17 protein-coding genes are annotated in these 13,004 nt (G+C 68.9%); 9 read left to right on the forward strand and 8 right to left on the reverse strand.

What is annotated here, in order from left to right:
• The first annotated feature begins 51 nt into the window (after positions 1-51).
• The 4 genes from ACTWPT_RS32910 (at position 52) to ACTWPT_RS32925 (ending at position 2,041) form a co-directional block, all read left to right on the forward strand.
• Positions 52-849, forward strand: coding sequence for an MBL fold metallo-hydrolase (locus tag ACTWPT_RS32910; protein ID WP_443181397.1), 798 nt, complete (start codon positions 52-54; stop codon positions 847-849).
• Between the two features lie 46 nt (positions 850-895).
• Positions 896-1,459: a PadR family transcriptional regulator gene (locus ACTWPT_RS32915; protein WP_443181398.1), complete on the forward strand. Its 564-nt coding sequence runs from the start codon at positions 896-898 to the stop codon at positions 1,457-1,459.
• 112 nt (positions 1,460-1,571) lie between these two features.
• A complete protein-coding gene (locus ACTWPT_RS32920; protein WP_443181399.1) occupies positions 1,572-1,697 on the forward strand; it encodes a hypothetical protein in 126 nt (41 codons plus the stop codon).
• Positions 1,694-2,041, forward strand: coding sequence for a hypothetical protein (locus ACTWPT_RS32925; protein WP_443181400.1), 348 nt, complete (start codon positions 1,694-1,696; stop codon positions 2,039-2,041). The genes ACTWPT_RS32920 and ACTWPT_RS32925 overlap by 4 nt, the downstream gene beginning before the upstream one ends.
• 10 nt (positions 2,042-2,051) lie before the next feature.
• Here the strand turns inward: ACTWPT_RS32925 and ACTWPT_RS32930 are convergent, their stop codons facing one another.
• The 3 genes from ACTWPT_RS32930 to ACTWPT_RS32940 are packed head-to-tail and all read right to left on the reverse strand — an operon-like array spanning position 2,052 to position 4,450.
• Positions 2,052-2,426 (reverse strand): ubiquinol-cytochrome c reductase iron-sulfur subunit, encoded by a 375-nt coding sequence (locus ACTWPT_RS32930; RefSeq protein ID WP_443181401.1) that lies wholly within the window; start codon positions 2,424-2,426, stop codon positions 2,052-2,054.
• Positions 2,427-2,471: 45 nt separating this feature from the next.
• Positions 2,472-3,782, reverse strand: coding sequence for a sensor histidine kinase (locus ACTWPT_RS32935; RefSeq protein WP_443181402.1), 1,311 nt, complete (start codon positions 3,780-3,782; stop codon positions 2,472-2,474).
• Entirely contained in the window at positions 3,779-4,450 is a 672-nt protein-coding gene (locus ACTWPT_RS32940) for a response regulator transcription factor (protein ID WP_443181403.1), read from the reverse strand. Before ACTWPT_RS32940 ends, ACTWPT_RS32935 begins: the two co-directional genes overlap by 4 nt.
• A 124-nt stretch (positions 4,451-4,574) precedes the next feature.
• Between ACTWPT_RS32940 and ACTWPT_RS32945 the strand changes: the two genes are divergently transcribed.
• Positions 4,575-5,033 (forward strand): hypothetical protein, encoded by a 459-nt coding sequence (locus tag ACTWPT_RS32945; protein WP_443181404.1) that lies wholly within the window; start codon positions 4,575-4,577, stop codon positions 5,031-5,033.
• Here ACTWPT_RS32945 and ACTWPT_RS32950 read toward each other — a convergent pair whose 3' ends face one another.
• Positions 5,034-6,110 carry a hypothetical protein gene (locus tag ACTWPT_RS32950; RefSeq protein ID WP_443181405.1) on the reverse strand — a complete coding sequence of 359 codons (1,077 nt, stop codon included), beginning with the start codon at positions 6,108-6,110 and terminating at the stop codon, positions 5,034-5,036.
• A 91-nt stretch (positions 6,111-6,201) separates the two neighbouring features.
• A complete protein-coding gene (locus ACTWPT_RS32955; RefSeq protein WP_443181406.1) occupies positions 6,202-6,702 on the reverse strand; it encodes a hypothetical protein in 501 nt (166 codons plus the stop codon).
• 158 nt (positions 6,703-6,860) lie between these two features.
• Between ACTWPT_RS32955 and ACTWPT_RS32960 the strand changes: the two genes are divergently transcribed.
• Together ACTWPT_RS32960 and ACTWPT_RS32965 are read left to right on the forward strand one after the other, a co-directional pair.
• Positions 6,861-7,397, forward strand: a complete 537-nt coding sequence (locus ACTWPT_RS32960; RefSeq protein ID WP_443181407.1) for a peptidylprolyl isomerase — start codon at positions 6,861-6,863, stop codon at positions 7,395-7,397.
• Positions 7,398-7,611: 214 nt separating this feature from the next.
• Positions 7,612-8,478, forward strand: a complete 867-nt coding sequence (locus ACTWPT_RS32965; protein ID WP_443181408.1) for a rhomboid family intramembrane serine protease — start codon at positions 7,612-7,614, stop codon at positions 8,476-8,478.
• A 35-nt stretch (positions 8,479-8,513) separates the two neighbouring features.
• Here ACTWPT_RS32965 and ACTWPT_RS32970 read toward each other — a convergent pair whose 3' ends face one another.
• Positions 8,514-8,759: a cell division protein CrgA gene (locus tag ACTWPT_RS32970; protein ID WP_127938089.1), complete on the reverse strand. Its 246-nt coding sequence runs from the start codon at positions 8,757-8,759 to the stop codon at positions 8,514-8,516.
• A gap of 70 nt (positions 8,760-8,829) precedes the next feature.
• Between ACTWPT_RS32970 and ACTWPT_RS32975 the strand changes: the two genes are divergently transcribed.
• Both ACTWPT_RS32975 and ACTWPT_RS32980 read left to right on the forward strand, forming a co-directional pair.
• A complete protein-coding gene (locus ACTWPT_RS32975; protein WP_443181409.1) occupies positions 8,830-8,997 on the forward strand; it encodes a hypothetical protein in 168 nt (55 codons plus the stop codon).
• Positions 8,994-9,566: an anthranilate synthase component II gene (locus ACTWPT_RS32980; protein ID WP_443181410.1), complete on the forward strand. Its 573-nt coding sequence runs from the start codon at positions 8,994-8,996 to the stop codon at positions 9,564-9,566. Before ACTWPT_RS32975 ends, ACTWPT_RS32980 begins: the two co-directional genes overlap by 4 nt.
• A 139-nt stretch (positions 9,567-9,705) precedes the next feature.
• Here the strand turns inward: ACTWPT_RS32980 and pknB are convergent, their stop codons facing one another.
• A complete protein-coding gene (gene pknB, locus ACTWPT_RS32985; RefSeq protein ID WP_443181411.1) occupies positions 9,706-11,556 on the reverse strand; it encodes a Stk1 family PASTA domain-containing Ser/Thr kinase in 1,851 nt (616 codons plus the stop codon).
• Between the two features lie 83 nt (positions 11,557-11,639).
• The gene (locus ACTWPT_RS32990) at positions 11,640-13,004 is read right to left on the reverse strand and encodes a protein kinase domain-containing protein (RefSeq protein WP_443181412.1); all 1,365 of its coding nucleotides are present in this window, start codon (positions 13,002-13,004) and stop codon (positions 11,640-11,642) included.

Here is a 13,004-nt window from a genome sequence, read left to right on the forward strand (position 1 = left end):
ACTTGGAAGTCATATGCCAGGTATCGATCCCAAAAAGTAGGGTTCGTTGGCATGAACGAGCAGTGGCAGGAGATCGGCGACCGGGTCTATGTCCGGCGTCACCGGTCGTTCGACATGAACACGGGTCTGATCGTCGGTGACGACGGGCACTGCCTGGTGCTCGACACGCGTACCTCGCACCGGGAGGCGGCGGACCTGATCGCGGCCGTCAGGCGGATCACCCCAGGCCCGTGGACGGTCGTCAACAGCCACTCCCACTTCGACCACTACTTCGGTAACGCGTTGTTCCGGCCCGCCGAGATCTGGGGGCACGCCAGGTGCGCCGAGGAGATCGAGCGGTACGGCGAGCAACAACGCGCCGACGTGATCGCGCATCTGCCCGACCGGCAGGACGAGCTGGAGGAGGTCACGATCGTGCCGCCGGACCACACGTTCACGGCCGCGGCCAGCCTGGACATCGGCGGGCGGATCGTGCATTTGCGGCACTTCGGGCTCGGGCACAGCAGCAATGACGTCGTGGTCCATGTTCCCGACGGTGGAGTGGTGTTCGCCGGAGACCTGATCGAGGAGGGGGCGCCGCCGGCATTCGGCGACTCGTACCCGCTGGACTGGCCGGCCACCGTCGCGGCGATGCTGGAGGAGATCCCCGAGCAGGTGGTCGTGCCGGGGCACGGCGCGGTGGTGGGCCGGGCGTTCGCGCAGGGCCAGCAGGCCGAGCTCGCGGCCGTGGCGGAGCTGGCCAAGCGGGCGCACGTGGAGGGGCTGCGCGACCTGATCAAGCACTTCCCCTATCCCGAGGACGTGGTCAGGCAGGCCATCGACCGCGCTTTCCTGCAGCTCGACGCCTGACCTCTTGCCGAGCTATATTGCGTTTTGCAATATAGAGGGAGGCATCATGGCGCGACGCCACGACCTGGTCGGCCTGACCGTGCTGGCCTTGCTCACGGTGCGCGCCGCCCACCCGTACGAGTTGCACCGGTTCATCGTCGAGACGCACAAGGACTACATCACCGGCCTGCCGCGCAGCCTCTACCACGCGGTCGAGCGGCTGGCCAAGGACGAGCTGATCGTGCCCGCCAAGACCGATCGCGAGGGCCGCAGGCCGGAGCGCACGGTCTACGAGATCACCGAGGAGGGCCGCGAGGAGCTGGTCGCCCGGCTGAAGCAGCTGCTGGAGCGGCCCGACCCCGACCGGCGCACGTTCGTGGCGGCCGTTTCGCTCATCGGCTGCCTGCCGCTGCCCGACGCCCAGCGCGCGCTCCGCGGGCGGGCGGCCACGATCGAGGGCGCCCTGGCCGGGATGGACGCCCACCGGCGGGCCATGGCCGACAGCGGCCTGCCCGCGGTGCTCATGCTCGAGGTCGAGTACGAGCAAGCACTGCACCAGGCCGAGCTGGACTGGATCAAGGACCTGCTCGGCCGGCTCGACAAGGGGGAGCTCGACTGGACCCCCATGTGAAGGAGGCCGCCGAGGTGCGCCAACACCTCAGCGGCCGGACATCCGAACAAGGCGCCTGCCCTGCCCGAACGCGTATTCACAGGATAGGCGCCGCGACCAAGGGAGCCGTGCCATGTCCACAGAGATCCTCCGCCTGCTCGGGCGGATGGCGGAGACCTGGAACGCCGCAGGCTACGCCGCGCTGTTCACGCCGGACGCCGACTACATCACGTTCTTCTGCCGGATGGCCAAGCCATGACGAAACGGCTCATCACCGAGGTCGCCGGGGTGGTGACCGCGCCGGTCGAGCAGGTGTGGCAGGCTCTGCTCGGCGAGCGGCCGGCCCACGAGATGAAGACCGAGTTCGGCGAGCACACCGTCGCCTACCAGGGCGGCTGGTGGTATCGCGGCGAATGGTCGGTCACCACCCACCCCGAGGGCACGCGGGTGGACCACCGCGTCTACAGCGTGGCCGGCCCGTACTGGGCCGTGGCGCTGGCCAACCAGCTGTTCATCGGCTTCCCCGAGCGTACGCGCCGGTCGTTCGCGGAGGGCATCTCGCGGATCGCAAACCAGTTGGGCTGCTCCTCGCGGCTCGCCTAGGCTGCCGCGATCAAGCCAGGCTGATCTTCCCCTTCGACACCTTGATCTTCTTGCGTGGGAGCGGGCGCTTGGCAGGACCCTGGACCACTGCCCCGGTGGAGGCGCTGAACTTGCTGCCGTGGCACGGGCAGTTGATCGTGCCACGGCTCACGCTCGCCACCGCGCAGCCTTGGTGGGTGCACTTGGCGCTGAAGCACCGGTAGACGCCCTTCTTCGGCTGGGTGATCACGTACTTCCCCTTGATGATCCGGCCGCCGCCGACCGGGATGCTCCTGGTCGTGGCGAGCACGGGACCTGCCGCCGCCTCGGCCCTGCCGGGCCACAGGAAGACGACTCCGGCGCCCGCGGCGCCACCTCGGACGATCAATGCACGGCGTGTGAGCATGGTTGCCTCCTTCAACCATTCTCACGTCCACCGAGCACTGATGGTTCACGTGTGACACAAGGGAAATCTGGCGATGAACCCGCCGCCGGCGTACACAAGAGAGCCCTGGTGCAGAGCCGCGATGTCCCGCGCGATCGGCAGCCCGAGCCCGGCGCCGCCGGCGTCCCTGGCCCGTGCCTCGTCCAGCCTGGTGAAGCGGTCGAACACCGCCTCGCGCTGCTCGAACGGGATCCCCGGTCCGTCGTCGAGCACCTCGAGCACGGCCTCGTCCGCTTCGGCGTGCACGCGTACGCACACCGTCGAGGCGGCGTGCCGTACCGCGTTGTCGGTCAGATTCGTCACCAGGCGGTCGAGATGCGCCCGGGAGCCCTTCATCACCACGTCGGGCTCGATGTCCAGCTCCACCCGCACCTCGGGCCGCCGCTGTACCCGCAGCGACTCCTCTGCCGCCACTTGCCCGAGGTCCAGCTCCGCGCTCCGGAGCGGCTCGCCCGCGTCCAGCTTGGCCAGCATGAGCAGGTCGGCGGCCAGGGACTGCAGGCGCTCAATGTCGGCCAGCGCCTCCCTGGTCAGCTCGCTGGGCTCGGCCAGCTCCAGCCGGGCACGAAGGGTGGCGATGGGGCTGCGTAGCTCGTGCGCCGCGTCGGCGACGAACCGCTTGTGCGTCTCCACGGCCGTCTCGAGACGGTCGAGCGTGCCGTTCACGGTGCTGGCCAGCGCGGCGATCTCGTCTTTGGAGCTCGGTACGGGGACACGCTGGTGCAGGTCGCGGGCGGTGATGTGGGCGACCTTGGCCCTGATCGCGGCCACAGGAGCCAGCGCGCGGCCCACCGAGAACCAGGTCATGGCGGCCACCACGAGCAGCACCGCGGGCACGCCCGGCAACAACGCGCCGTACATCGAGCGCAGGGCGTCCGTGGCGCCGGCCAGCGAGGCCCTCGACCACAGCATGGCGGGGCCTGTCTGGGTGGTCACCTTCAACCCGGCGACGGCGTACTGGCCGGGCTCGGCCCACTCCTCGATGGTTTCGCTCTTATCGTCGGTCAGCACGAGATCGGGGTCGGCGACCGCGGCCACCGTGCCGTCCCGCAGATGGATCACGCCTGCCTTGGTCTCCTTCCCGGCCACCCTGACCGGAGTGCCGGCCACCACCTCGATCGTCCGGGCGAGCGGCGCCGCGGCGGCGGCTTTCCTCGTCGCCTCGGCTCCCGCGCTGCTCTCCAGGCTGCCGCGCAACACGATCACCAGCAGCAGAGCCACGACCCCCAGCGCGAGCGCCACGACCAGCGTCGCCGCCGCGGTCGCCTGCAACCGCACCGATTGAAGCCCCACGGCCATCCGCCGCCACCGGATCACGCCGCCTCCAATCGGTAGCCGGCCCCGCGGACCGTCATGAGCGTCGTCCGGCCGAACGGCACGTCGATCTTCCTGCGCAGGGCGCTGATGTAGACCTCGACGATGTTCGGGTCGCCGTCATAAGAGAAGTCCCAGGCCTGGGCCAGCAGCTCGGCCTTGGAGACCACCTCGCCGGGCCGCCGCGCGAGCGCGTGCAGCACCGCGAACTCCTTCGGCGTCAGCCCGATCCCCACCTCGCCCCTGCGGCACCGCAACCCGGCCGGATCGATCACCAGATCTCCCACGGTGATCGACACCGGCCGCTCGCGCCCGCCCCGCCGCACCAGCGCGCGCAGCCGGGCCAGCAGCACCACGTACGAGAACGGCTTGGCCAGGTAGTCGTCGGCTCCGTTGTCGAGCGCCTCGGCCTCGTCGTAGATGCCGTCCTTGGCCGTGAGCATCATGATCGGCGTCCAGTTGCCCGCCTCGCGCAGCCGGGAGCAGACCGCGTATCCGTTCATCCTGGGCAACATCACGTCCAGGACGATCACGTCGTACGTGTTCTCGGTGGCCATCCACAACCCGTCGCGCCCGTCGTGGGCCACGTCCACGGCGAAGCCCTCACCTGCCAGCCCGCCCTTGATCAGGTCGGCCAGCCGCTCCTCGTCCTCCACCAGTAAGACTCGCACGCCGTCCAGGGTCTCTCAGGCGACCTAAAGCCAACCTGAAGACCATTTATGGCCTCTTCAGGGTTGGTTCAGGTTCGGCGGGCCAGTCTCGGGGGCGTTCGACCGATCCTAGTGAGGAGAACCCATGTTCAAGCGACGTCTCGCGGTGCTCGGCGCGGTCTGCGCGCTCGCGCTCACCGGTCTGGCCGGGTCCGCCCTGGCCGATGAGCCGCCTTCCGCGGCGGGCGCCAAGGTGACGTGCACGACCAGTGACGGCAAGACCATCGAGCTGCCCGCGGGCGAGCCGGGCAAGCCGATGGGCGTCCTGGTCACCTCCGAAGGGGAGGTGAAGCAGGTCGATCCGGGCGAGATGGTGAAGCTGCGTGCCGTTCCCGCGGAGAAGCTGCCCGAAGGCGCCGAGCCGCCCATCATGGTGAAGAAGATCGAGGCCGGTGCGGTGCCCACCGAACTCGCCGATGGCGATGCGGTGCCCGCCGTTCCCGCCAAGCCCGCCGAGGGTCTGCCCGTGCCCCCGGAGGCCGGCAAGGGCCCCGAGGGCGGCCATGGCAAGGCGGTCACCATCGTCTGCAAGAAGCCCGAGTAGTCACCCGGTGAACGACGGGTGCGGCCCCAGTGCCCAGTACTCGAAGAGGCCGTGGCCCACGAGCCCGTCGTACTCGAAGCGCCCGACGGCGTCCACCAGGCCCCACATCCTGGCGGCGTCGTCAGGCAGCCGGTACGTCACGCCCTGCACCACCGGCCCGGGACCCTGGTACATGCCGTGCCGCCAGTCCGGCTCCAGCCCGTAGCCGGTGCCCACCATGAGGTGCACCGGCAGGAGAGGGGTGCAGTGCACGTCGAACGGCTTGCCGCCGGGCGGTGAGAAGGTGATCACGGCGTCGACGACGTCCCGGGTGCCGGGGGCGTAGACGGGGCGGTAGTCAGGCCGGCCGAGATACTCCTCCTCCCGCCCGTCCGACCAGACCCGCACGGCCTCCTCCAGCAGCCGGCGGCCCCGCTCGTCCTCCTGCACGATGCAGAGGATGGCGTGGTCGTCGAACTGCATCGGTGCGTAGAGCCAGTAGAAGGTGCCGGGGTTCTTGGCCTGGATTCCGGACGGCTCGGGCTCGCCGACCGGCCTGATGCCCCAGGACCGGTCTCTGGTGCCCTGCCAGCGGTCGGGGGTGACCGGGATGTCCTCCCCGCCGATACTGATATTTCCTGACCAGCGGCCGGTCTGCGCCAGGCGTACCGAGTCGAACATGACACGCTCCTGCCACCGCAGGAAGTGCCGGGGTTCGAGCGTCGCCGGGATCGTGCCTTCCCAGAGCAGGTCGAAGGACAGGCCATGCTCGTTCGGCTCCAGGACCACCCTGAGCCGCTTGAGCCCTTCGACGACCTCGACGCGGAAGGGGCCGATCCCGGTGTCCATCCGGTCGGCGCCGAGCTCGCGTGAGGCCCGGACGACGCGGTGCAGGTCCCGGTGCCGTACGCAGGCGAAGGCGTCGGTGACGCCCAGGTTGGGGTACTGGCCGAGGCCGACGATCAGCATGAACTCGCCGGTGCCCGCGTGGCAGTTGAAGTAGTAGCGGTCGTAGAAGTTGCGGTCGGAAGTGGCCACGTGCCGCATGACCTGGGCAGCCTGATGGACGGGGTAGTCGTCGAGGGGTGACAGCGCCATGACCGGGTTTGTAGCAAGCGCTTGGTGACACGTCAACGGGCGAAAGAGAAGCGCGCCCTCGGATAAGTCGAGGGCGCGCTTCCCGGCGGGATCAGGACATCTTGCGGGATGTCTCGTCCGCCTTCTTCGACACGTTGGCCGCGATCCGGTCTGTCGACTCGGCGGTCCGTTCCGCCTTCTCGTTGACCCATCGTGAGGCATCGGAGGCGGATTCCTTCATGTGCTCGGTCCACTGCTGGGCATTGCGGCGGTAGGCCATGTAGCCCATGGCTCCTATGGCAATGCCTGTCATGAGGACGAGCACCGGCCACCGCCGCGACCGCGTGGGCGTCGGGTCGATCCTCCTGGCCGCCGTGGTCAGCATATGGCTGACCCTGGGTGCGACCTGGTCTTCGAACCCATGCGCCGCGGACTCCAGCCGCGGCGCCGCCCAGTAGCGGGCGTCTTCGATTCGATGGGCGGCGGCCATCCTGGCCTGGTCCGCCACCGGTGTCATGCGATGGCCGGTTCGCACGGCCTGGGCCTTCATGCGGCCCATCCACGTGGCTGGTACTTCTATGACCACGCGGCGTCTTCTCAGTGTCAGGGACACGACAACCTCCCCTGTCGTTGGAGCCCCGAGCCTGACCTTCCCTGGGCAAGGCGGCTCAATCATGGCCGTCCGTGGGAGGATGGCTCTGAAGGCCGTACGGCCATAGTCCTCAAAACACCGCAAAACTAACCCTGTGCATAGAGGGGGGCAGCTGTCTCGTGGCTGAGAAGCTGATCGCAAACCTGCAGACCAATCGCGGCAATATCAAGGTGGAACTCTTCCCTACCAAGGCCCCGAAAACGGTACGGAACTTCGTGGAGCTTGCCGAAGGCACCCGCGAATGGACGCACCCGGGCACCGGTGAGAAGAGCACCGCCCGCTACTACGACGGCACGATCTTCCACCGGGTCATCTCCGGCTTCATGATCCAGGGCGGTGACCCCCTGGGGCAGGGCATCGGCGGACCCGGCTACGAGTTCGACGACGAGATCCACCCGGACCTGTGGTTCAACCGGCCGTACCTGCTGGCCATGGCCAACGCCGGCATCCGCTTCGGCAAGGGCACCAACGGCTCGCAGTTCTTCATCACCGTGGTGCCGACGCCGCACCTCAACGGCAAGCACACCATCTTCGGCGAGGTGATCGAGGGACAGGACGTGGTCGACGCCATCGTCAAGACCCGCACCGACGCCCGGGACCGTCCGGTGGAGGACGTGGTCGTGGAGTCGGTCACCATCGACCGCGTCCAGTCCTGACGGAGCGCTGAAGGGGACGGGCCCTCCCTCGGAGGGCCACGCGCCCACCACGCCACCTCCGCGCCCCTCAGGCGCCACCCAGCGTGTCCACGCGTAGACGGTGGTCGCGCCATGAGGGCCGCGCCTGGGCGCTCGTCGCGTCCGCCGCGTGGGGCGGCTGAGGGCGGGCGGCTCGGGCACGCGGCACGCCCGTGCAAGCCATAGGCTTTTGGTCATGACCAGCCAGCCTCCCAGCCCGCCCCCACAGCCCGAGCAGCCGGCTGAGGCCGTGCCCACGTGTTACCGGCACCCCGACAAGGAAACCTGGGTCCGTTGCCAGCGCTGCGAGCGTCCCATCTGCCCCGACTGCATGCGTGACGCGGCGGTCGGCTTCCAGTGCCCCGAGTGTGTGGCCGAGGGCAACCGCGGGATCCGCCAGGCCAAGTCCACCTTCGGTGGCAATGTCGTGCGCACGCCGTTCGTGACGTACACCATCCTGGTCATCAACGTCCTGGTCTTCGGCGCGCAATACCTCATCGGCAATGAGGTCACGGGGGAGCTGGCCATGTGGCCCGCCGGCGTGGCCGTGCTCGACCAGTACTACCGGCTGATCACCGCCGCGTTCGTGCACGGCGGCGTCTTCCACATCCTGTTCAACTGCTGGGCGCTCTACGTCGTCGGCCCATACCTGGAGCGCGCCTTCGGCCACGTGCGCTACGTGGCGCTCTACGTGATCAGCGCACTCGGTGGCTCAGTGCTCGGCCTCTGGCTCGACCCGCTCAACCAGCCCACGGTCGGCGCGTCCGGGGCGATCTTCGGTCTGTTCGGCGCGGTGTTCGTGGTCGGCCGACGGCTCAACATGGACGTGCGTGGCATCGCCGTGCTCATCGCGATCAACCTGGTGATCACCTTCGTGGTCTCGGGCATCAGCTGGACCGGCCACATCGGCGGCCTGATCACCGGCTCGCTGCTGGCGGGAGCAATTGCCTACGCCCCCAAGAACAACAGGACCCTGTGGCAGGTCCTGGCGATCGCGGGAGCGCTGGCATTGCTGGCCGTGCTTGTGGTGGTGCGGGCGTCGGCCATTCTGGCCGCCGCCTGATCCCCCACAGGGTGTGGAAAAAGCTGTGGAAAGAACTACCGCCAGCGGGTGGAAAGAACCACACCGAAGATGATGAAAACAAACCCGATCAGCAGGTTCCAGTTCTGGAGGTCGCCGATGAAGGGTGTCTGCGGCGCAACGTAGTACACCGCGATCCAGAGGATGCCGATGATCCACGCGACGACCATCGTGGGCGCCAGCCAGCGGGGGCTGACCTTGACCTGCTGAGACCTCTGCGGCGGGGTGTAGACCGCCTTCTTGCGAGCCTTGGACTTGGGCACTGGGTAACTCCTGCTGAGGGCCTGGGGCATCCGGATCGTCCGCAGGCTCTTCGGTAAGCCTAATTGAAGTGTGGTCCACAATAGTCACCACGCGCACGTCATGGCGATCCCCAGCCGGATACTCAGGGCGCTGACGGCGGTCGTGCTGGTCGCGACCGCGGTGGCCGTACTCTGGTATGTCGTCCTTCCGCTACTGGAGCCCTTGGTGACGCTCGACGAGGTGACCACAAGGAAATGAGCCGCGTGCTGGTCGTGGACAACCACGACAGCTTCGTCCACACGATCGTCCAGTACCTGCGTGCACTGGGCGCGGACTGTGACGTGCGGCCGCGCGACAACGTACGCGTGGGCGACGCCGACGGCTTCGACGGCGTGCTCATCAGCCCGGGACCCGGCACGCCCGAGGCGGCCGGCGTCAGCGTCCCCCTCGTCCGCCACGCGGCCGCGCGCGAACAGCCGCTGCTCGGCGTCTGCCTGGGCCACCAGGCCATCGCCATCGCCTTCGGCGGCACGGTGTCCCGTGCGCCCGAGCTCTTCCATGGCCAGACGAGCGACATCGTTCACGACGGCAAGGGCGTGTTCGAGACCCTGCCCTCGCCGGTGCGGATGACCCGCTACCACTCGCTCACCGTGTTGCCCGAGACCGTGCCCGACGTGCTCGACGTGACCGCGTGGACCGCGGACGGCGTCATCATGGGCCTGCGCCACCGCCGGGTGCCCATTGAGGGCATCCAGTTCCACCCCGAGTCGGTCTTGTCCGAACACGGGCACACATTGCTCGAGAATTGGCTCCGCGGAACCGTGTAACGAACATCGCGCATACGACGACTAACTAGTGAGCGTCCCCGCCGTTGCCCCCGAGCGGCGGGGGCGTTTTTGTGTCAGAAGCGAAGGGCCGCCCGTCCCACGCGGGAACGGGCGGCCCTTTCCGCCGTACGACGGAGCCTCAGCCGAGGGGGTCGTCGTCGATCGGGTTGTCGTCAGACGGCGGATCCTCGGGGAAGTCCGTCTGGTCGTCGGTGGGCTGATCGGTGGGGAACTGATCGCTCGGCTGCTCCGTCGGCTGCTGCAGCTCCGGACCCGTGGACACCACGATCGTCACCGTCGTGTTCGCCGGCAGCTTGGTGCCCTCGCCCGGATTCTGCTGGACGACCGTGCCCTCGGGCTGGTCGCTGGCCTGCTCGACGACCTTGGTGCGGAAGCCTGCGGCCTTCAGCTGGGCGGTGGCGTCCTCCACGGTGAGCCCGGTGACGCTGGGCACCTCACCCAGCTCCTTGGGCACCCACAGGGTGACGGTGCCGCCCTCTTCGATCGACTCGCCGGACTTGGGTTTGGTGGCGACGACCGTGCCCTGCGGCTTGCTGGAGACCCTGGTCTGGACCGTGGCCTGCAGGCCGGCCTTCTCCAGGGCCGCGGTGGCCTCCGCCTGCGACATGCCGATGAGGCCGTCCGGCACCTTGACCTTCTTCGGACCCGTGGACACGTACAGCTTGACGGTCGAGCCCTTCGGCGCCTTGGTGCCCTCGGCGGGATCCGTCTTGATGACGGTGTCCTTGTCGATCTCGGAGCTGGGCTCCTTCACCACCTCGACCTTGAAGCCCAGGTTGGTGAGCTCACCCTCGGCGTACTTCTGCTCCTTCGAGACGAGAGACGGGATCGCGACCGCCGTCTCCGCCGGCGTGTTGCCGGTGCCGAAGATCAGGTAGCCGACCGTGACGAAGCCGCCGATGATCAGCAGCGGGATGATGATCCACAACGCCGTCTTGACGCCGTTGCCGCCACCGCTGGAGGCCCTGCGCCGCCCGCCACGACCGCCGCCGTCACCATCGCCGTAGTCGTACGGCGGGATCGAGCTGGTGCGCTGCGTGGCCGGGCCGGTGGCGGCCTGCGTGGCCGTCATCATGCGCGTGCCCTGGCCGTAGTTGCCACTCACCGCCATCGTCTGGGCGTCGGTCGGCATGCCGGACATCGCCCGCTGGATGTCGGCCCGCATCTCGGCCGCGCTCTGGTAACGCTGAGCCGGGTCTTTGGCCATGGCCTTGAGCACGATCGCGTCGGCCCACGGCGGGATGTCGCGGTCGATCTGCGACGGCGGGATGGGCTCCTCGCGGACGTGCTGGTAGGCGATCGCGACCGGCGAGTCGCCGGTGAAGGGCGGCTGCCCGGTCAGCAGCTCATAGAGCAAGCAGCCGGTGGAGTAGATGTCGCTACGCGCGTCCACCCGCTCGCCCCGAGCCTGCTCGGGCGACAGGTATTGCGCGGTGCCGATCACCTGCGCCGTCTGCGTCATCGTGGCCGCGGAGTCGGCCATCGCGCGTGCGATGCCGAAGTCCATCACCTTGACGTCGCCCGCCCGCGTGATCATCACGTTGGCCGGCTTGATGTCGCGGTGCACGATGCCGCCGCGGTGGCTGTAGTCCAGTGCCCGCAGGATGCCGTCGACCAGCTCCACCGCCCGTTCGGGCATCAGCCGCCGGTCCTGGCGCAGCAGGTCGCGCAGCGTCCTGCCGTCGACGTACTCCATCACGATGTACGGCACGGGGGCGCCTTCGGTGACGTCTTCGCCAGTGTCATAGACCGCGACGACGGCCGGGTGGTTCAGTGAGGCCGCCGACTGCGCCTCACGGCGGAACCGGGCCTGGAAGGTGTGGTCACGCGCCAGATCGGAGCGGAGGGTCTTGATCGCGACTATGCGGTCCAGCCGGATGTCTCGGGCGCGATAGACCTCGGCCATGCCGCCGCGCCCGACGACACCGTCGAGCTCGTAGCGACCTCCGAGTAGCCGAGGCTGAGTCATTTCCTGCACTGTCCCTTACCGTTCATCTTGGGTGCCGGCCTGCTCGGGGGGCCGCCGGTGTCCATCATCGACCCCCTGGCGCGTCACGTCTCCTCCTTGGGCGGGTTCGTCTCACCCGGGTCTGGCGAAGCGGTCGGTGTCGAAGTCGTCGGTGTCCTGGTGGGCGTTGGAGTGGGGGTAGGTGTCGGAGTCCGGGTCGTCGGTGTCGGTTTCGGCGTCGGCTTCTTGGTGGGAGTTGCCGACTTGCTTACCGTAGCCGACCGTGAGGGTATAGGCCTCGGCGACTTGACGGGAACCACCGCAGGGCGTCGAGTACGTGTTTTCGTCTTGCTCGGACGCTGCTGCTCGGGCGTCAACACCGTCGACTCTGTGGGATCCGCCACGTCGGGCGGCGTCTCCACCGGTGACCGGCCGGCGAGGGAGAAGGCGCTGAGCCCCACGGCGGCCACGCACCCGGCCGTGGCCACCGCGGCCAGCGTCCTTGCGCCCTTACGCCGCTTGCCCTGCCCGCCCGGCCGCCGCTCCTCCATGGCCGTCGCCGGGGCGAGGTCGTCGGTGTCCCGCTGGTCCTCGGCCGACTGCTCGCGTACTTGGAAGCCTGACGGGTCGGTGAACATGCTCAGGTCGGCGCCCTGCTCGGCGCCGACCAGCGACTCGCGCAGCACGTAGGCCCGGTCGGCCACCTCCAGCGCCGTGGCCGGACGCTGTGCCGGATCCTTGGCCAGCAGCGCCAGGACCAGCTCGCGCACCGGCGCGGGCACGTCCACGCCGAGCGGCGGCGGCGGCTCGTTGAGGTGCAGCAGCGCGATCGCCACCTGGGTGTCCCCGCGGAACGGCGTGCGCCCCGCCAGGCTCTCGTACGCCACCACGCCCAGCGAGTAGAGGTCGGTGGCGGGCGTGAGCGGGAAACCCTGCGCCTGCTCGGGGCTGACGTATTGGGCGGTGCCCAGCACGGTGCCGGTCTGTGTCACCGGCGCCGCCTCCAGGGCCCGCGCGATGCCGAAGTCCGTCACCTTGATGACGCCCTCGGGGGTGACCAGCAGGTTGCCCGGCTTGATGTCACGGTGGATGATCCCGGCCGAATGCGCCGCATGCAGCGCCTTGGCGGTCTGGTGCACCACGTCCAGCGCCACCTCGGCCCCGAGGGCGCCGCTGCGGGCCAGGATGGCCGATAGCGGCTCGCCGTGGACCAGCTCCATCACCAGGTAGGCGAGATCGCTCTGCTCGCCGTAGTCGAAGACCTGCGCGATCCCGGGGTCGGCCAGAGCCGCCGTGAGCCTGGCCTCGTTGCGGAAGCGCTCGCGGAAGGTGGGGTCGGCGTAGATGTGGCTACGCAGGATCTTGACCGCCACCTCGCGCCCGAGGAGCTCGTCGCGGGCGCGCCACACCTCGCCCATACCGCCCGTGGCGATGCGGGAGACCAGGAGGTAGCGGTTACGGAGCCGCAT

The organism is Nonomuraea sp. 3N208, assembly GCF_052245935.1.
Classification (GTDB): Bacteria; Actinomycetota; Actinomycetes; order Streptosporangiales; family Streptosporangiaceae; genus Nonomuraea.

What these genes read in the sequence shown, in the direction of transcription:
- ACTWPT_RS32910 (WP_443181397.1), top strand. Translation starts at nt 52, where the DNA reads ATGAACGAGCAGTGGCAGGAGATCGGCGACCGGGTCTATGTCCGGCGT.
- ACTWPT_RS32915 (WP_443181398.1), top strand. Translation starts at nt 896, where the DNA reads ATGGCGCGACGCCACGACCTGGTCGGCCTGACCGTGCTGGCCTTGCTC.
- ACTWPT_RS32920 (WP_443181399.1), top strand. Translation starts at nt 1,572, where the DNA reads ATGTCCACAGAGATCCTCCGCCTGCTCGGGCGGATGGCGGAGACCTGG.
- ACTWPT_RS32925 (WP_443181400.1), top strand. Translation starts at nt 1,694, where the DNA reads ATGACGAAACGGCTCATCACCGAGGTCGCCGGGGTGGTGACCGCGCCG.
- ACTWPT_RS32930 (WP_443181401.1), bottom strand. Translation starts at nt 2,426, where the DNA reads ATGCTCACACGCCGTGCATTGATCGTCCGAGGTGGCGCCGCGGGCGCC.
- ACTWPT_RS32945 (WP_443181404.1), top strand. Translation starts at nt 4,575, where the DNA reads ATGTTCAAGCGACGTCTCGCGGTGCTCGGCGCGGTCTGCGCGCTCGCG.
- ACTWPT_RS32950 (WP_443181405.1), bottom strand. Translation starts at nt 6,110, where the DNA reads ATGGCGCTGTCACCCCTCGACGACTACCCCGTCCATCAGGCTGCCCAG.
- ACTWPT_RS32965 (WP_443181408.1), top strand. Translation starts at nt 7,612, where the DNA reads ATGACCAGCCAGCCTCCCAGCCCGCCCCCACAGCCCGAGCAGCCGGCT.
- ACTWPT_RS32980 (WP_443181410.1), top strand. Translation starts at nt 8,994, where the DNA reads ATGAGCCGCGTGCTGGTCGTGGACAACCACGACAGCTTCGTCCACACG.
- pknB (WP_443181411.1), bottom strand. Translation starts at nt 11,556, where the DNA reads ATGACTCAGCCTCGGCTACTCGGAGGTCGCTACGAGCTCGACGGTGTC.
- ACTWPT_RS32990 (WP_443181412.1), bottom strand. Translation starts at nt 13,004, where the DNA reads ATGCGGCTCCGTAACCGCTACCTCCTGGTCTCCCGCATCGCCACGGGC.